At 67.7% G+C, this 16,237-nt stretch carries 17 protein-coding genes; 12 read left to right on the top strand and 5 right to left on the bottom strand.

Annotated features, from left to right (window positions below; translation table 11 throughout):
• Positions 1-100: 100 nt before the first annotated feature.
• From ACIGHN_RS04570 to ACIGHN_RS04560, 3 genes are all read right to left on the bottom strand, one after another.
• Positions 101-1,081: an ABC transporter permease gene (locus ACIGHN_RS04570; protein WP_056415135.1), complete on the bottom strand. Its 981-nt coding sequence runs from the start codon at positions 1,079-1,081 to the stop codon at positions 101-103.
• A gap of 138 nt (positions 1,082-1,219) precedes the next feature.
• Positions 1,220-2,800, bottom strand: a complete 1,581-nt coding sequence (locus tag ACIGHN_RS04565) for an ABC transporter substrate-binding protein (protein ID WP_056415132.1) — start codon at positions 2,798-2,800, stop codon at positions 1,220-1,222.
• A gap of 552 nt (positions 2,801-3,352) precedes the next feature.
• Positions 3,353-4,399: a porin gene (locus tag ACIGHN_RS04560; RefSeq protein WP_056415129.1), complete on the bottom strand. Its 1,047-nt coding sequence runs from the start codon at positions 4,397-4,399 to the stop codon at positions 3,353-3,355.
• Positions 4,400-4,716: 317 nt separating this feature from the next.
• Here ACIGHN_RS04560 and coq7 point away from each other — a divergent pair, with 317 nt between their 5' ends.
• Positions 4,717-5,334 (top strand): 2-polyprenyl-3-methyl-6-methoxy-1,4-benzoquinone monooxygenase, encoded by a 618-nt coding sequence (gene coq7, locus ACIGHN_RS04555; RefSeq protein WP_056415127.1) that lies wholly within the window; start codon positions 4,717-4,719, stop codon positions 5,332-5,334.
• 141 nt (positions 5,335-5,475) lie between these two features.
• Here the strand turns inward: coq7 and ACIGHN_RS04550 are convergent, their stop codons facing one another.
• Complete coding sequence (locus ACIGHN_RS04550) at positions 5,476-5,925, bottom strand: OsmC family protein (RefSeq protein ID WP_056415123.1); 450 nt, start codon at positions 5,923-5,925, stop codon at positions 5,476-5,478.
• A 370-nt stretch (positions 5,926-6,295) separates the two neighbouring features.
• On the opposite strand from ACIGHN_RS04550, the gene ilvA reads away from it, so the two are divergent.
• From ilvA to ACIGHN_RS04535, 3 genes are all read left to right on the top strand, one after another.
• A complete protein-coding gene (gene ilvA / locus ACIGHN_RS04545; RefSeq protein ID WP_056416255.1) occupies positions 6,296-7,855 on the top strand; it encodes a threonine ammonia-lyase, biosynthetic in 1,560 nt (519 codons plus the stop codon).
• Positions 7,856-7,942: 87 nt separating this feature from the next.
• The gene (cobS, locus tag ACIGHN_RS04540) at positions 7,943-8,749 is read left to right on the top strand and encodes an adenosylcobinamide-GDP ribazoletransferase (RefSeq protein WP_396503438.1); all 807 of its coding nucleotides are present in this window, start codon (positions 7,943-7,945) and stop codon (positions 8,747-8,749) included.
• Entirely contained in the window at positions 8,746-9,381 is a 636-nt protein-coding gene (locus tag ACIGHN_RS04535; RefSeq protein ID WP_396503437.1) for a histidine phosphatase family protein, read from the top strand. Before cobS ends, ACIGHN_RS04535 begins: the two co-directional genes overlap by 4 nt.
• Before the next feature lie 69 nt (positions 9,382-9,450).
• On the opposite strand, the gene ACIGHN_RS04530 is transcribed toward ACIGHN_RS04535, so the two are convergent.
• Positions 9,451-9,906, bottom strand: coding sequence for a type II secretion system protein N (locus ACIGHN_RS04530; RefSeq protein WP_396503436.1), 456 nt, complete (start codon positions 9,904-9,906; stop codon positions 9,451-9,453).
• 48 nt (positions 9,907-9,954) lie between these two features.
• On the opposite strand from ACIGHN_RS04530, the gene gspG reads away from it, so the two are divergent.
• From gspG to gspN, 8 genes are all read left to right on the top strand, one after another.
• Positions 9,955-10,407: a type II secretion system major pseudopilin GspG gene (gspG, locus tag ACIGHN_RS04525; protein WP_326938775.1), complete on the top strand. Its 453-nt coding sequence runs from the start codon at positions 9,955-9,957 to the stop codon at positions 10,405-10,407.
• Positions 10,408-10,553: 146 nt separating this feature from the next.
• On the top strand, positions 10,554-10,988 hold the full coding sequence (locus ACIGHN_RS04520; RefSeq protein ID WP_396503435.1) for a prepilin-type N-terminal cleavage/methylation domain-containing protein: 435 nt from the start codon (positions 10,554-10,556) through the stop codon (positions 10,986-10,988).
• On the top strand, positions 10,985-11,383 hold the full coding sequence (gspI, locus tag ACIGHN_RS04515; protein ID WP_056415105.1) for a type II secretion system minor pseudopilin GspI: 399 nt from the start codon (positions 10,985-10,987) through the stop codon (positions 11,381-11,383). Before ACIGHN_RS04520 ends, gspI begins: the two co-directional genes overlap by 4 nt.
• Positions 11,384-11,703: 320 nt before the next feature.
• On the top strand, positions 11,704-12,381 hold the full coding sequence (locus ACIGHN_RS04510) for a type II secretion system protein J (RefSeq protein ID WP_396503596.1): 678 nt from the start codon (positions 11,704-11,706) through the stop codon (positions 12,379-12,381).
• Positions 12,378-13,454, top strand: a complete 1,077-nt coding sequence (gene gspK, locus ACIGHN_RS04505; protein WP_396503434.1) for a type II secretion system minor pseudopilin GspK — start codon at positions 12,378-12,380, stop codon at positions 13,452-13,454. The genes ACIGHN_RS04510 and gspK overlap by 4 nt, the downstream gene beginning before the upstream one ends.
• Positions 13,455-13,549: 95 nt before the next feature.
• Positions 13,550-14,851: a type II secretion system protein GspL gene (gspL, locus tag ACIGHN_RS04500; protein ID WP_396503433.1), complete on the top strand. Its 1,302-nt coding sequence runs from the start codon at positions 13,550-13,552 to the stop codon at positions 14,849-14,851.
• Complete coding sequence (gene gspM, locus ACIGHN_RS04495; RefSeq protein WP_056415100.1) at positions 14,848-15,411, top strand: type II secretion system protein GspM; 564 nt, start codon at positions 14,848-14,850, stop codon at positions 15,409-15,411. The genes gspL and gspM overlap by 4 nt, the downstream gene beginning before the upstream one ends.
• 14 nt (positions 15,412-15,425) lie before the next feature.
• A complete protein-coding gene (gene gspN, locus ACIGHN_RS04490; protein ID WP_396503432.1) occupies positions 15,426-16,235 on the top strand; it encodes a type II secretion system protein N in 810 nt (269 codons plus the stop codon).
• The last annotated feature ends 2 nt before the right edge of the window (positions 16,236-16,237 follow it).

Raw genomic sequence — 16,237 nt, 5'->3', positions numbered from 1 at the left:
CGCAAGGGCCGCCCCGCCGCGCAGGCGGCGTGTCCAGCCCTTGCGGTGGGAGCGTCCCCCCTCAGGGAGGATGGCGCGAAGCGACTCAGGGGGGAGTTCATCAGTGCCCCCCTGCCTTGCCCACGCGCAGGCGCGGGTCCACGGCAAAGTACAACAGGTCGACCACGAGGTTGATCACCACGAAGATGAGGGCGATCAGGCACAGGTAGGCGGCCATCACGGGGATGTCGGCGAAGGTCACGGCCTGGATGAACAGCAGGCCCATGCCGGGCCACTGGAACACGGTCTCGGTGATGATGGCAAACGCGATCAGGCCGCCCAGTTGCAGGCCGGTGATGGTCATCACGGGCACCAGGGTGTTCTTGAGCGCGTGGCCGAAGTGGATGGCCCGGTTGGACAGGCCGCGGGCACGTGCGAACTTGATGTAGTCGGTGCGCAGCACTTCCAGCATCTCGGCGCGTACCAGCCGCATGATCAGCGTGAGCTGGAAGATCGCCAGCGTGATGGCGGGCAGCGTGATGTGGTGCCAGCCCTTGGCCTTGAGCAGGCCCGTGCTCCACCACCCCAGCTGCACCACCTCGCCGCGGCCGAAGCTCGGGAACCAGCCCAGCGTGACCGCGAACACCAGGATCAGCAGGATGCCGATGAGAAAAGTCGGCAGCGAGACGCCCAGCAGGGACAGGGTCATGAACAGCTGGCTGGTGAACGTGCCGCGCTTGAGCGCCGCATACACACCCATCGGAACGCCGAGGGCGAGCGCCAGGACCGCAGCCACCAGCGCCAGCTCCAGCGTGGCCGGGAAGCGCTCTGCAATGAGGCGGGACACCTTGGCGCCCTGGCGCAGGCTCAGGCCGAACTCGCCCTGCGCCGCGTTCACCAGGAAGTGCCAGAACTGCACGAAGAAGGGCTTGTCCAGGCCCAGGGACGCGCGCAACTCCCGGATCTGGTCAGCGGTGGCATCCTGGCCCAACAGGAACACCACGGGGTCCCCGACATACTGGAACAGCATGAAGGAGATGAAGGCCACCGTGACCATGACAATCACAGCCTGTATCAGGCGGCGCAATATAAAGGCAAGCATCGGGAAGTCGAGTGAGTGTTCGATAGGGACGCCGCAGCCACTTTTGATGGCCGGGGCGCCGGTGGGCAATACGTCGTCAAACTAAACCAAAGAGAGCAAGGGCCTTGGGGCCCTTGCTCTCAGTGTGTCGAGAATAAATCAGTTCACCTTGACCGTACGCATATCCACGCGGTTATCGGCGCGATGGACGAGCTCCACGTTCTTCTTCATGGCCCATGGGATCACCTGGTCATGCAGGGGCAGATGGGACACGGTGTCGTTGGACAGTTGCAGCGCTTCGGTCAGCATGCGGGTGCGCACGGGCGCGTCCGTCTCGGCCTTGATGCGGTCGACCAGATAGTCCATGCGCTGGTTGCTGTAGCGGCCCACGTTGTAGTTGCCGTCGCCGCCCTGCCCCACCGAGCGCGTGAGCGACTGCAGGCTGTACAGCGCGTCGAATGTCGGCACGCCCCAGCCCAGCATGTAGATGCTGGCTTCGTAGCGCTGGATCATCGGGAAGTAGTTCACCAGCGGCAAGGTGCGCAGCTTGGCCTTCACGCCCACGCGCGACCACATCGCGGTCACGGCCTGGCAGATGGCTTCGTCGTTGATGTAGCGGTTGTTGGGGCAGGCGAAGTCCACTTCGAAGCCATCAGGGTAGCCGGCTTCGGCCAGCAGCTTCTTGGAAGCCTCCACGCTGTACGGGAAGCGCTTGCCCACGGCTTCGGTATAGCCCGCCACCTGGGGCGCCACGATGGTGCCCGTGGGCTTGCCCAGGCCGCGCATGATGTTGCGCGAGATGGTGTCCGCGTCGATGGCCTGGTACAGGGCCTTGCGCACGCGCACGTCCTTGAGCGGGTTCTTGCCCTTGATGTTGGAGCCCGGCAGTTCTTCGCGGAACTGGTCCATGCCCAGGAAGATCGTGCGGTTCTCGACGCCGTCGATCACCTTGAGGTCGGGGCTGGCGCGCAGGCGTCCCAGATCCTGCGGCGTGGGGTCGAGCACCAGGTCGACTTCACCCGAGATCAGTGCGGCGATCCGCGTCGCATTCGACTTGATCGGCGTGTAGGTGATCTCGGTCACGTTGCCGTCCATCTTGCCCCACCAGTTGGGGTTGCGCTTGAACACCATCTTCACGTCGGGCTGCCACGATTCCAGCGTGTAGGGACCGGTGCCCATGGCATTGCGGTGGGCAAAGTTCTCGTCCGAGCCCTTGATGTCCTTGGGTTCGACCGACTTGTTCTTTTCAGCCCAGGCCTTGCTCATGATGCGCAGCTCGGTCATCTGGCGCAGCAGCACGGGGTTGGGTGCCGACAGGATCACGTCGAAGGTCTGTGCGTCGACCTTGGCGACCTTGCTGATGCCCTGCACGTAGGGCGTGAAGTTGGAGGTCTTGGCCATCGCACGCTGGATGGAGTAGACCGCGTCGTCGGTGGTCAGGGCCGAGCCATCATGGAACTTGACGCCCTGGCGCAGGGTAAAACGCACCTGCGTGGGGCTCACTTCCTTCCAGGAGGTGGCCAGGATGGGCTCCACTTCAAACGTCTTGCTGTTGTAGTAAACCAGGGTCTCGTACACGTTCGCGTGAATGCCGTTTTGCAGCGCATTGTTCTGGGAATGGATATCCCACGTCGCGATTTCTCCCTGGCTTGCCCATTTGAACGGCTTGGCTTGCAAGGCTGGCGACGCCAGCACGGCTGCAGCTGCGGCCATCGACAAAAGACTGTATTTGAGTTTCATGGAACCCTCTGTATTTAAAAGTTTTACTATGCAGTAAAGGTTGCTCTATAGCCAACGGGAAATCCCTGAATCCCGGGTGTCCCGAAGGGCCTATGGAAGCCGTTTTGAACCTGTAGCGCATGCAAAGTTGGTGCCAGCGAGCGCTCAACACGCCGAGGTGACGATGTGATCGCGGCGAATCCCTCCGATCGGGACCCACCAGCGACAGAAAGCGCTGTCCTGGCAGCCTTTGATCGCCTCGGATGTGCACAGAGTTACCACTGATATGCCACCGAAAAACATCCGGCTACCCGGATTCTGAAGGAGGCCTCACGCGCCCGACATCCTGGCGCATTGAAGCAGCACGGTAGACGCCACGCGACCTGCGCCAGCGCCCCATTCGGGGGATTCAGTGCACCCCTTCACCCCATTTCTTCAACCCACCCCTGCCAAGACGATGCACATCGAATAATGAACCGTCGTCCGAACGATTCGAACGGACAAAAAAAAGCCACCCGAAGGTGGCTTTTTCTTTGCTTTGATATCTCCACTGGCCATAAGCCAGCGTTGATATTAGAAGCTGTGACGGATACCGAAGTCGTAACCGCTGGAGTTACGACCAGCTGCGGTCACTGCGTTGTTCAGAGCGATGGCGGAGCCATTCTTGTTCTTCACAGCAGCAACGGTAGCGTACACGGCAGTGCGCTTCGACAGGTTGTGGACATAACCCAGAGCGAACTTGTTCGCACGTGGATCTGCACCGGGGACTTCGATTTCGTACGTGGAGTACGACAGGCGGATTTCGCCGGCGCCAACAGGAACCAGACCACCGATCAGGAAGCCCTTACCTTCAGGTCCGTTCTTCACGTCGTCTTGGTTGTAGTGAGCCATGATCTTGGCCATGCCCAGATCGTACTGACCACCCAGGTTCCAGCTCTTGATGTCTGCATTCAGGAACTTGGTTTGCGAGAGAGCCAGGGCCACATTGATGGGGCCGTTAGCGTAACCAACGCGAGCTGCCAGGCCGTTGCCGTCCTTCTTGTTGGCAGCGTTGCTCAGGTTTTCACCCATGTAGTACTGTGCTTGGCCGTAGAAGCCGCCCAGGTTGCCTGGCAGGAAGTAGCCGATGGCGTTCGAAGCGCGGGTGTTGGTTGGGCCACCCAGGTTAGCCGTTTGGGTCACGGTCGTGCCAACGCCGTTCGTGCCGAACGGATCGAACACGGTCAGGTTCCAGAATTGGGGGGTGTAGTCACGACCCAGACGCAGTTCACCGAAGCCGCCGTTCAGGCTGACCGTCGAACGACGGTTGAAGGTCAGGCCGCCGCCAGTGCTGGTAGCTGCTTGGTTGTTGGTGTTGGTAACGCCGCCGGTGCCGTTGTCGTTGTTCACGCCAGCTTCCAGCCAGAAGGAAGCAGACAGACCGCCACCCAGATCTTCAACGCCACGGAAACCCAGACGGCTGCTGTTGTAGCCGGAGTTCGTCAGTTGCGAACGGTTAGCGACGCTGCCGTTACCGTAAGCGTAGGTTGCATCAACCACGCCGAACAGGGTCACGGAAGATTGAGCCATTGCAGCGCCGGAAGCAGCCAGCACAGCCAGGGCAATCAGGGATTTTTTCATTGCGAGTTACTCCAAGGTTAAACATAGGGCGCCGGTACGGGGGGTCTATGGTGAATGCACACCTGCACAGTCCCGCCGGTTCCCCGGGCCAACCTCCTGGTGGGGAAGTTGCTCTTATTGCACCAGACCCGGCCGGGTTTCGCAAAGGAATTCACCCACAATCGGCCCGAAAGGGGAAATCCGTTGCAGTGTTGCAACATTTAAGTGTGGAGCGGCAAAATGGCCTCTTCGCCTTGCGCCAAGTCCAAAAACAAGGGCCTGCACATGTATCCATATGCAACTTGTGTTTCCATGCCCTTGTCAATCCGAAAGCAACCATGGATTCTTTGCTAACCGCTGCGGACCACGCGCTCCGCACGCTTTTTGCCAAACCCCGCGCCAGCGCGCCCACGCCAGCGCAAGGCATGGCCGAGCCCTCGCTGGACCCTGCACAGAAACGGCTGGCAGGCGCCCTGATGCGCGTCAACCATGTGGGCGAGGTGTGCGCCCAGGCTTTGTACACGGCCCAGGCGGCGGTGACGCGCGACGCCGGTCTGCGCGCGCACCTGCTCGAAGCCGCCCGCGAGGAGACGGACCATCTGGCATGGACGCAGCAGCGCCTGGATGCGCTGGGCTCCCGGCCCAGCCTGCTCAACCCCCTGTGGTTCACGGGGGCATTCGCGCTCGGGCTGGTGGCGGCCAAGATCAGCGACCGGGCCAGCCTGGGGTTCGTTGCGGAAACAGAAAAACAGGTGTCCGCGCATCTGGCGGGCCATTTGAAGCGGCTGCCGGAGCAAGACCTGCCCTCGCGTGCCGTGGTAGCGCGGATGAAGGACGATGAGGAGCGCCATGCCGCCCAGGCCCGGGCCTCGGGCGCGATGGACCTGCCGCTGCCGGCCCGCGCAGCGATGAGGGTGGCGGCCAAGGTCATGACGACCACCGCACATTACATCTGAGCAGGCCCGGGGCCGGGGCCGCCCCCAGCGCGCATCTGCCACGTGGCCCAGTTCGCAATCGGATAGGGCAGAAAGGAACGGGCCTCCAACCCTGGCTGCGTCATCCGCATCGCGGGCGACGCTTCCGTGGCTTCAGTGCCATCAGGCCTCGATCACCTCGAAACCGGTGGTGATCTCCGCCGTCTTGCCCAGCATGATGCTGGCCGAGCAGTATTTGTCGTGGCTCATGGCGATGGCCCGCTCCACGGCGGGTGCCGGGATGCCCTTGCCCGTCACCGTGAAATGCATGTGGATCTTGGTGAACACCTTGGGATCGGTCTGTGCGCGCTCGGTGGTCAGCTTGACGCTGCAGCCACGCACGTCGTGGCGGCCGCGCTTCAGGATCAGCACCACGTCGTAGGCCGTGCAGCCGCCCGTGCCCGCCAGCACGGTCTCCATGGGCCGGGGCGCCAGGTTCTGGCCGCCGTTGGCCGGGTTGGCGGCATCGGGCGCGCCGTCCATGGTGAGAACGTGGCCGCTGCCGGTCTCGGCCACGAAGCCCATGCCCGAGCGCGTTCCTGCGCCACCGGTCCAGCTGACTGTGCATTCCATTGATGTTTCTCCTTGATGACGTGGTTTTTTTCGCACGGATTGACCGCACGGCGGGAATTTGCTGCAGATTTTGCTGCATCGCAACAAGTCTCGCGGTAAACTTCTGGTCATGCGCTGCTTTTTCAGTGATTGCTGAAGATGCAGACGGCACGGCCTGAAGTGCTCCGCGTTCACGGCCTGCCACGCACCGATTGTCTCCTCCATCTCCTCAAAGGATGGATTCAGCCCCTGGCCTCACGGCCCGGGGCTTTTTTTTGCCCGGCTGCTTGTGGCCACGGGCGGCACGCAGCCCAGGCTCCGCCCCCAAAAGCCCACCCTCTATGATGTGGGCCCCGCCAACCGGCGGCGCTCCACTGCCTGCCTGCCCGCCATGACCCAGCACCTGACTCCCGCCGACTACCTCAAGAAGATCCTGACCGCCCGCGTGTACGACGTGGCCGTCGAGTCGGCGCTGGAGCCCGCCAACAACCTGAGCCGGCGCCTTCACAACAAGGTGCTTTTGAAGCGCGAAGACCAGCAGCCGGTGTTCAGCTTCAAGCTGCGCGGTGCCTACAACAAGATGGCGCACCTCACGCCCGAGCAGCTGCAGCGCGGCGTGATCTGCGCGTCGGCCGGCAACCATGCCCAGGGCGTGGCCATGAGCGCCCACAAGCTGGGCACGCGCGCGGTGATCGTCATGCCCACCACGACACCGCAGCTCAAGATCGATGCGGTCCGCACTCTGGGCGGCGATGTGGTGCTGCACGGCGAGAGCTACTCCGACGCCTACGAACACGCGGCCCGCCTGCAGCAGGAGCAGGGCCTCACGTTCGTGCACCCCTTCGACGACCCGGATGTGATCGCAGGCCAGGGCACCATTGCGATGGAAATCCTGCGCCAGTTGCAAAGCCTGGGCAGCAACCAGCTCGACGCCGTGTTCGTGGCCATCGGCGGCGGCGGGCTGGTCTCGGGCGTGGCCAACTACATCAAGGCCGTGCGGCCCGAGATCAAGGTGATCGGCGTGCAGATGAACGACTCGGACGCGATGATCCAGTCCGTCAACGCCCACCAGCGCGTCACGCTGCCCGACGTCGGCCTGTTCTCGGACGGCACGGCCGTCAAGCTCGTGGGTGAAGAGACCTTCCGGGTCGCCAGCGGCCTGGTGGACGAGTTCATCACCGTAGACACGGACGCCGTCTGCGCGGCCATCAAGGACATCTTCGTGGACACGCGCAGCATCGTCGAGCCCGCCGGCGCACTGGCCGTGGCCGCCATCAAGCAGTACGTGGCCGAGCACAAGACCACGGGCGAGACCTACGCCGCCATCCTGTGCGGCGCCAACATGAACTTCGACCGCCTGCGCTTCGTGGCCGAGCGCGCCGAAGTGGGCGAAGAGCGCGAAGCCCTGTTCGCCGTCACCATCCCCGAGGAGCGCGGCAGCTTCCGCCGCTTTTGCGAAGTGGTGGGCGGCCTGCCCGGCGGCCCGCGCAACGTGACCGAGTTCATCTACCGCATCAGCGACGAGTCCCGTGCGCATGTGTTCGTGGGCCTGACCACGAACGGCCGGGGCGAGTCGACGGAGATCGCCGGCAACTTCGGCCGCCACGGCTTCGAGGCGCTGGACCTCACCCACGACGAACTGGCCAAGGAGCATCTGCGCCACCTGGTGGGCGGCCATTCGGCACTGGCGCAGGACGAGCGGCTGATGCGCTTCACCTTCCCCGAGCGCCCCGGCGCGCTGCTCAAGTTTCTGAGCCTGATGCAGCCCACCTGGAACATCAGCCTGTTCCACTACCGCAACCAGGGCGCCGACTATGGCCGCATCCTCGTGGGCATGCAGGTGCCGGCCGAGGACAAGGCCGCGTTCGACGCGTTCCTGGCCACGCTGGGCTACCCGTATGTGGAAGAGACGCTGAACCCGGCCTACCGCCTGTTCCTGCGCTCCAAATAATGCACAAAATAGCCGCCACCGCTTGATGGACATGCGGTAGCAGCTATACAAACAATAGCAACAGGTTTTCGACCCGCCACGCACGCCATGCAAGCCCTGCGCCACTACCTGCTGGCCGTGCAGTTCTTCACCCGCATTCCGGTCACCGGCCGGCTGGCCGACTGGGTGGGCTTCAGCCCCGCCATGCTGCGCGCCAGCGCGGCGCACTTTCCGGGCATCGGCTGGCTGGCGGCGCTGCTGTCGGTGGCCGTCTATGCGGCCCTGCACTGGGCGCTGGCTCCCAGCCTGTGGGCCCCCGCCGTGGCGGCGGTGCTGTGCACGGTGGCCACCGTGCTGATGACGGGCGGCTTCCATGAAGACGGGCTGGCCGATGTGGCCGACGGCCTGGGCGGCAGTGCCGACCGGGAGCGCGCCCTCGACATCATGAAAGACTCGCGCATCGGGGCCTACGGCGCCATGGCGCTGGTGCTGGCCCTGCTCGCCAAGCTCAGCCTGCTGTCGCTGCTGGGCGCCCACAGCCTGCTGGCCGCCACGTCGGCCCTGGTGGGCGCGCATGTGCTGTCGCGCCTGTGGCCGCTGTTCATCGTGCGCAGCCTGCCGCATGTGGGCGACACGGCCCGCTCCAAGAGCAAGCCGCTGGCCGACCAGATCTCGGGTGGCGCACTGGCCGCTGCCTTAGCCTGGTGCCTGGTGCCGCTGGCGCTGGTGGCGTATGCCCAGCCAGCGCTCTATCTGGGGGCCTCCGTGGCTGCCAGCGGCCTGACGGCGGCCTGGATGGCGCGCTGGTTTGCGCGCCGGCTGCAGGGCTTTACCGGCGACTGCCTGGGCGCCACGCAGCAGGTCAGCGAGATCGGCTTTTACCTGGGCGCAGCGCTGGCCCTGCGCTGGATGTGAAACATCCACAGACCGGCACGGCCGCCGTGCGCGGCCCCCGCCTCTGGCTGGTGCGCCACGCACAGCCGCTGGTGGCACCCGGCACCTGTTACGGGGCGCTGGATGTATCTGCCGACGCCGCAGCGACACACGCCGCGGCAGCACGCCTGGCGGCCGCCCTGCCCGGCCAGGCGCGTGTGCACCACTCCACGCTACAAAGATGTGAGCAGCTGGCGCGGAGCCTGCAAGCGCTGCGACCCGATCTCACATCAAAACCCGACGCACGGCTGGTCGAAATGGATTTTGGCGCCTGGGAAGGCCAGGCCTGGGACGCCATCGCCCGTGCGGAGATCGATGCCTGGACCGCCGACTTCGCCCGCTACCGCCCGGGCGGCGGCGACAACCTGGCCTCCGTGCTGCAGCGCGTGGCCGCGGCGCTGGGCGCCGACGGCAGCCCCGCAGCCAGCCATGTGGACCACGTCCATGCCCCATCCGCGAGCGGCACCGTGCCGGATGTGGTGTGGATCACGCACGCCGGGGTGATCCGCTGCGTGGCCTGGCTGCGCGCCCACGGCAGTGCACTGCCGCGGTCAGACGAATGGCCCGTGGCAGCGCCCGGCTGGGGCGAGTGGGAGACTTTGGGATTGACCTGAGCGGCTGCACCCAGGTGCTCAAGGGGAAAGCAGCACACTGGAACGCTTTTACGCGTTCTTGCACCCGCGTCAATTCTTGAGCGGCATGTCCAGCGTGAGCGTGGCCGGGCCATCCATCGAGCCGCCCAACTGCGCCTGGCGCGGGCCCAGTGCCTGCAGCACCAGCCCTTCGTCCACCGCGGCCCCCACCCGGAAGGGCTTGGCGGGCTTGCCATCCACCACGATCAGCGCCGCACCGCCGCCGCTGGCGCGGCCCGACAGAACGCCGATCAGCGAGAACCGGCTGGCCAGTGTGGCTACCGGCGCAACGGGCGCGGCCCCCGCCGCCGAAGGCACGGCGCCCAGCAGGCGGGCCAGCGCCTGCGCGTCGGGCGCGACGGCGGCCGGGAGCACCACGGGCGCCGCCGTACCCGCGGCCGGTGCCGACAGGCGCATGCCCCAGAACACCACGCTGGCGCCCGCCGCCGCCCAAAGCGCCAGAGTCCCCAGGCGCACGCCCCATTTGCTGTGTGAATTGGTCACCATGCGGGGATTATGATTCACGCGATCCGACCATCCGAGAGACCGCCAGCAGTGAACACTTCCTTTCCTCTCCTCTTGCGCTCCGCCCGCCGCAGTGTGGCCCGGGGCTTCACCCTCATCGAGCTGATGGTGGTGCTCGTCATCATCGGCGTGCTGGCCGCCCTCATCGTGCCCAATGTGCTCGAACGCGCCGACGATGCGCGTGTCACCGCCGCGCGCACCGACATCACCAACATCATGCAGGCGCTCAAGCTGTACCGCCTGGACAACCAGCGCTACCCCACGGCCGAACAGGGCCTGCAGTCGCTGATCATCAAGCCCTCGGCCGGCCCCGTGCCCAACAACTGGAAGCTCTATCTGGAGAAGCTGCCCAACGACCCCTGGGGCCGCCCTTACCAGTACCTGAATCCCGGCATCAAGGGCGAGATCGACGTGATGTCGTTCGGCGCGGACGGCCAGTCCGGCGGCGAAGGCAAGGACGCGGACATCGGCAGCTGGCAGTGAAGATATGGCCCCCACGGTCGCGCACTTGCGTGTCGCTCCGTGCCCCCAAGGGGGCCGCGTTCCGCCTTGGGGCGGCCCGGCGGCCCTCCCACCGAGCCGATGTTTCCGGCCCCGCTGCGTGATGTGCATCGCTAGGCCCTGACTCCATGTCTCCTCGCTCGCGCGGCTTCACGCTGCTGGAACTGCTGGTCGTCATCAGCATCATCGCCCTGGCCACGGCCGGGGTGGGCATCGCCATGCGCGACAGCGGCCAGACGCTGGTCGAGCGCGAGGCGGCGCGGCTGGCCGCGTTGCTGGAGTCGGCCCGCGCCCAGTCCCGCGGGGGCGGCATACCGGTGGTGTGGCGTGCCAACCCGCGCGGCTTCCAGTTCGAAGGCCTGCCGCCCAGTGCACAGGCCGCCCTGCCCACCCAGTGGCTGGACGCCGGCACCGCCGTGCGCGGCCCTGGCGTGCTGGTGCTGGGTCCGGAGCCGCTGATCGGCCGGCAGCAGGCGCTGATCACGCACCAGGCATTTCCGGACCGCACGCTGAGCGTCGCCACTGACGGCGTGCGGCCCTTCACCGTCGAGACCGTGCAGTGAGTGGCGATCCAAGGCAGGTTGCACGGCGCCCGCAGCCAAAGCAACACCAGCAGGGCTTCACACTGGTCGAGGTGCTCGTCGCGCTGAGCATCGTGGCCATCGCCCTCATGGCCGGCCTGCAGGCCACCACGGCGCTCACGCGCAACGCGCTGCGCCAGTCGGACATCGTGCTGGCCCAGTTGTGCGCCGAGAACGAGCTGGTCAAGGCCCGGCTGTCGCGCCAGATGCCCAGCGTGGGCGACAGCACGCTCACCTGCGAGCAGGCGGGCCGGCAGCTTACCGTGGCCGTGATCGTGCGGCCCACGCCCAACCCGAGCTTTCGGCGGGTGGATGCGCAGGTGCTGGATGGGGAGAACTCCATCCTGCGGGTCTCGACCATCATCGGAAGGTATTAATGCCCCCCCTGAGTCGCTTCGCGCCTTCCCCCCGTGGGGGGGACGCACCCGGTGGCCTGGCGAAGCCAGTTCCACGGGTGCCCTCGCCTTGCGCCGCGCCGGTTGAGACGGTCGCGCGTGGATTCACGGCGGTAGGACTCCCGCCTTACACCGGTGGTGGGGACGAACCCGACGGGATGGCAGAACCATCTTCACGGGTGCACTTGCATCACGCCGCGCCTGCTCCGTGCGGCCTCGCGTGCCATCCACCCCAACCGTTCGGGCTGAGCTTGTCGAAGCCTCGCGCGGCGCTTCGGCCAGCTCGTCGGAAATGGCTCTGTATTTTTCAACGCAGATCTGCCTCGAAGGCCGCACGCGGCTTCACGCTGGTCGAGCTGCTGCTCGCGATTGCGGTGATGAGCCTGCTGGCCATCCTCAGCTGGCGCGGGCTCGATGGCATGGTGCGGGCGCAGGAGATCACGCGGCAGCGGGCCGATGAGATGCTGGTGCTGCAGTCGTCCCTGGGCCAGTGGGGCACGGACCTCGATGCACTGATGCCGATTGCCAACACCACGCCGCTCGACTGGGACGGCCAGGTGCTGCGCCTGACGCGCCGCACCAGCGCCGTGCCCGACGAGGGCGCGCTGGTGGTGGCCTGGACGCTGCGCGGCGCGCAGGGCGCGGGCCAATGGGTGCGCTGGCAATCGCCCCCGGTGCGCACGCGCGCCCAGTGGCAGGAAGCCTGGGCGCTGGCCGCCCAGTGGGCGCGCACCCCTGGCGACGCGGAGCGGCGCTACGAGATGGCGCTGCTGCCGCTGCAGGACTGGCAGATCTTCTACTACCGCGGCGGTGCCTGGTCCAACGCGCAGTCGAGCAGCGGCACGACCACCGCCGAGAGCACCACGGCCGCCATCCCTGACGGCGTGCGCCTGCAGATCACCCTGCCCCCGGGCCAGGCGCTGGTCGGGCAGCTCACGCGCGACTGGGTGAACCCGCTGCTGGGCGGAGGCCGGACATGACCCCCCGCCCGCACAGCCCCACCGACCTGCCGACCGGACGCGCAAGCCCTGCCGCAGCCAGACCCCGGCCGGCGCCGCGGCGTGCGGCAGGAGCGCGCCGGCTGCACCAGGCGCGCGGCGCGGCGCTGCTGCTGGCCATGCTCACCGTCACCCTCGTGGCCACGTTCGCCGCGTCGGCCATGTGGCAGCAGTGGCGGGCGGTGGAGGTCGAGACGGCCGAGCGCGCGCGCGTGCAGTCGGCATGGATCCTCATCGGCTCGCTCGACTTCTCGCGCCTGATCCTGCGCGAGGACGGCCGCTCGGGCGGCGCGGACCACCTGGCCGAGCCCTGGGCCGTGCCGCTGCAGGAGGCCCGCCTGTCCACCTTTCTGGCGGCCGACAAGAACGTGAGCCAGGTGGACGATGCCAGCACCGACACCACAGAGGCGTTCCTCTCGGGCCAGATCACCGACGCGCAGGGGCGGCTGAACCTGTCCAACCTGGTGGTCAACGGCAAGGTGCAGGACGTGGGCCAGCGGCAATTCATGCGGCTGTTCGAGCGGCTGGGCCTGCCGCAGCAGGAACTGAGCGCATTGGTGGACGGCATGCAGCGCGCCCAGGCTGCAGGCAGCGGAGACAGCGGCAATGCCCCGCTGATGCCGCCATCCATCACGCAGTTAGGCTGGCTGGGCCTGTCGCAAAGCACCGTCCTCGCGCTCACGCCCCATGTGTCGTTGTTGCCTCCCAACACTCCCGTCAACATCAACACGGCCGGCATCGACGTGCTGCTGGCGGCCATCGCCGGCCTCGACATGGCCAGCGCCCAGAAGATCCTGCAGGTCCGCGAGTCGCGCCACTTCCGCACGCTGTCCGAGGTGCGCGAACTGCTGGGCGCCACCATCGACATCCCCGAAAGCACGCTGGCCGTGGCCTCGTCGTACTTCGAGGTGCGCGGCCGGCTGCGGCTGGGCGATGCCATGGTGGACGAGCGCTCGCTGGTCCGCAAACAGGGCATCGAGGTCACCACCCTGTGGCGCGAACGCGGGGCCTTCGACCGTGAATCCGGCCCCGGCACGGCCCAGGTGCCGCGATAGAACCTGCGCCCAGACGCAGCGTATTGGAGACACCTGGGCGGCGTTGGCCCGACAGTGTCAAGTCCGCCCTCTAAAATGGCCCGCAAAACCCCTCCATGAGCACCCTCATCCTTTTCCTGCCGTCGGCCCGTCCGGGCCCCGCCACCGAGTACAGCTACACGCTGACGGCGGACGGCCACACTGCCATCCGACACGCCACCGCCCCGGCGGCCCTGCTGCCTGAACCCACGCGCCCCGGCGGCGAGGTGGTGGCCGTGGTGCCCGCGCGCGCGCTGTCGTGGCAACGCGTGCAACTGCCGCCGGGCATCGCGCTCGGTGCCGGCCAGCAGACGCCGCGCCTGCGCTCGGTGCTTGACGGCCTGCTGGAAGACCGCCTTCTGGACGACGCCAGCCAGCTGCATTTCGCGCTGCAGCCCGGCGCGCAGGCGGGCGAGCCTTTGTGGGTGGCCGTGTGCGACCGCGCCTGGCTGCGCGAAAACCTGCAGGCCCTGGAGGCCGCGGGCCGCCGCGTGGCGCGCGTGGTGCCTGAATTCGCGCCCGGCCCCACTGCCAGCGGCCGCCCCGAACTGTGCGCACTGGGCACCCCCGAAGACGCGTGCGTGGTGCTCACCGGCCAGGGCCCCAGCCAAGGCGTGGCCGTGCTGCCCCTGTCCAACATGGCCCTGGCGCTGGCCCGCGCCGGCGCCCCCGGCACACCCCCTGCGCCCGGCGACGAGGACGACGCCCTGGTGGTGCGTGCCGAGCCCGCCGTGGCAGCGCTGGCCGAGCGCACCCTGGGGCAGCGCGTGGCGCTGCACACCGCCAGCCAGCGCGCGCTGGATGCCGCGCGCAGCGACTGGGACCTGGCCCAATTCGACCTGGCCAGCACCGGCCGCACACGCGCCCTGCGCAAGGCGGGCAGCCTGGCCAGCGCGCTGCTGCATGCACCGCAATGGCGCGCCGCACGCTGGGGCGCCGCGCTGCTGGTGGTGGCGCATCTGGTGGGCCTCAATGCCTGGGCCTGGCAGGAGCGCCAGGCCATGATGGCCAAGCAGGCCGCCGTGCGCTCCACGCTGACGCAGACCTTCCCCAAGGTGCAGGTGGTGGTCGACGCACCGGTTCAGATGGAGCGCGAACTGGCGCAGCTGCGGCAAGCCGCCGGCAGCGTGTCGACCCGCGACCTGGAGCCCCTCTTGGCCGCCGCGGGCGCAGCACTGCCCGCCGGACGCCAGCCCACCGCCATCGAATACACCCCGGGCGAGCTGCGCCTGCGCGGCGTGACCCTGGGTCCGGACGAAGAAACCGCGCTGTCTGCCAGCCTGCAGGCCGCGGGCTACCAGGCCCGGGTGGACGACGGCAGCCTGCTGCTGCGCGCCGCCGAAGGCCGTTTGCCACCGACTGCGAAAGGCGCACCATGAGCACCCGCCCGTCGTCCAGCGCCGCGCTGCGCGCCCGCTGGCAAACCCTGGCCCCACGCGAGCAGACCCTGGTGCTGGCCGCTGGCGGTCTCGTGGCGTTCGCGCTGCTGTGGTGGGTGGCCGTGGCACCGGCCCTGGCCACGCTGCGCGCCGCCCCCGCGCGCCATGCAGAGCTCGACGCCCAGCTTCAGCAGATGCAAAGCCTGCGCGCAGAAGCGCAGCAGCTGCAGTCCGCCCCCCGCAACACGCGCGGTGACTCGGTGGGTGCGCTGCGTGCCGCACTGGCGCAGCGCCTGGGCAACACGGCACAGATCAATGTCATCGGCGACCGCGCCACCGTCACGCTCAAGGGCGCCCCCGCCGACGCGCTGGGCCAGTGGCTGGCCCAGGCCCGCAGCAATGCGCGCGCAGCGCCCATCGAGGCGCGCCTGGCACGCAGCGCCGCGGCCGCACCCGCAACCCCCAACGGGGCGGCAGCACCCGTGGTGCTGGGCAGCGCCCGCGCCATGCCGCGCTGGGATGGCACGCTGGTGCTGGCCCTGCCGCCAGCCCAGCCCTGAACGCAACGAGACCCGTGGCCACTTCCTCCCGACACCGCCCACCCGTGACCCGCACGCCCCCCTCTGCCTGGGGCTGGGCGCTGGCGGGCGCCCTGGCCGGCATGCTGCCCGCCGTGGTGGTGTTTGCACCCGCGCACTGGCTGGCCGACAACGTGGCCAACGCCTCCGGCGGGCAGGTGCAGTTGCTGCAGGCGCGCGGAACGGTATGGACCGGCTCGGCACAACTGGTGCTGACCGGCGGCAGCGCCAGCCAGGACCGCACCGCCCTGCCGGGGCGGCTGGACTGGCGCATACGCCCCAGTTGGGGCGGACTGCATGTGCAGATCCATGCCGACTGCTGCACACCCCAGCCGCTGCAGTTGCAGGCCAGCGCGGGCTTGTCCGGCGCACGGCTGACCGTGATCGACGGCGAAAGCCTGTGGCCCGCGTCCGTGTTGACCGGCCTGGGCACCCCCTGGAACACGCTGCAGCCGCAGGGGCAGCTGGTGCTGCAGACCCGCGGCCTGGCGGCGCGCTGGAGCGCTGGCCGCATGACCCTGGCAGGCCAGGCGCAGCTCGATGCGCGGGCCATGTCCTCGCGACTGTCCACCCTGCGCCCCATGGGCAGCTACAGGCTGGCGGTGCAGGGCGGCGAAGTGCCCACGCTCACGCTGAGCACGCTCGACGGACACCTGCAACTGAGCGGCTCAGGCCAATGGGTGGGCCAGCGCCTGCGTTTCACGGGCGAGGCCAGCGCGGCCCCCGAGCGCGAAGCGGCCCTGGCCAATCTTCTGAACATCATTGGACGGCGCAGCGGCGCGCGCTCCATCATCACCGTGGGTTGACC

This window comes from Acidovorax sp. NPDC077693 (genome assembly GCF_044542805.1).
Classification (GTDB): Bacteria; Pseudomonadota; Gammaproteobacteria; order Burkholderiales; family Burkholderiaceae_C; genus Acidovorax.
The sequence above is the reverse complement of the archived record's forward strand: the minus strand, read 5'-3'. Positions and strand labels throughout refer to the sequence as shown.

Excerpts from the sequence above, each read along its gene's own strand:
- ACIGHN_RS04570 (WP_056415135.1), bottom strand. The coding sequence starts at position 1,081 with ATGCTTGCCTTTATATTGCGCCGCCTGATACAGGCTGTGATTGTCATG.
- ACIGHN_RS04560 (WP_056415129.1), bottom strand. The coding sequence starts at position 4,399 with ATGAAAAAATCCCTGATTGCCCTGGCTGTGCTGGCTGCTTCCGGCGCT.
- ACIGHN_RS04565 (WP_056415132.1), bottom strand. The coding sequence starts at position 2,800 with ATGAAACTCAAATACAGTCTTTTGTCGATGGCCGCAGCTGCAGCCGTG.
- ACIGHN_RS04520 (WP_396503435.1), top strand. The coding sequence starts at position 10,554 with ATGTCTCCTCGCTCGCGCGGCTTCACGCTGCTGGAACTGCTGGTCGTC.
- gspL (WP_396503433.1), top strand. The coding sequence starts at position 13,550 with ATGAGCACCCTCATCCTTTTCCTGCCGTCGGCCCGTCCGGGCCCCGCC.
- ACIGHN_RS04550 (WP_056415123.1), bottom strand. The coding sequence starts at position 5,925 with ATGGAATGCACAGTCAGCTGGACCGGTGGCGCAGGAACGCGCTCGGGC.
- cobS (WP_396503438.1), top strand. The coding sequence starts at position 7,943 with ATGCAAGCCCTGCGCCACTACCTGCTGGCCGTGCAGTTCTTCACCCGC.
- coq7 (WP_056415127.1), top strand. The coding sequence starts at position 4,717 with ATGGATTCTTTGCTAACCGCTGCGGACCACGCGCTCCGCACGCTTTTT.
- gspK (WP_396503434.1), top strand. The coding sequence starts at position 12,378 with ATGACCCCCCGCCCGCACAGCCCCACCGACCTGCCGACCGGACGCGCA.
- gspM (WP_056415100.1), top strand. The coding sequence starts at position 14,848 with ATGAGCACCCGCCCGTCGTCCAGCGCCGCGCTGCGCGCCCGCTGGCAA.
- ilvA (WP_056416255.1), top strand. The coding sequence starts at position 6,296 with ATGACCCAGCACCTGACTCCCGCCGACTACCTCAAGAAGATCCTGACC.
- ACIGHN_RS04530 (WP_396503436.1), bottom strand. The coding sequence starts at position 9,906 with ATGGTGACCAATTCACACAGCAAATGGGGCGTGCGCCTGGGGACTCTG.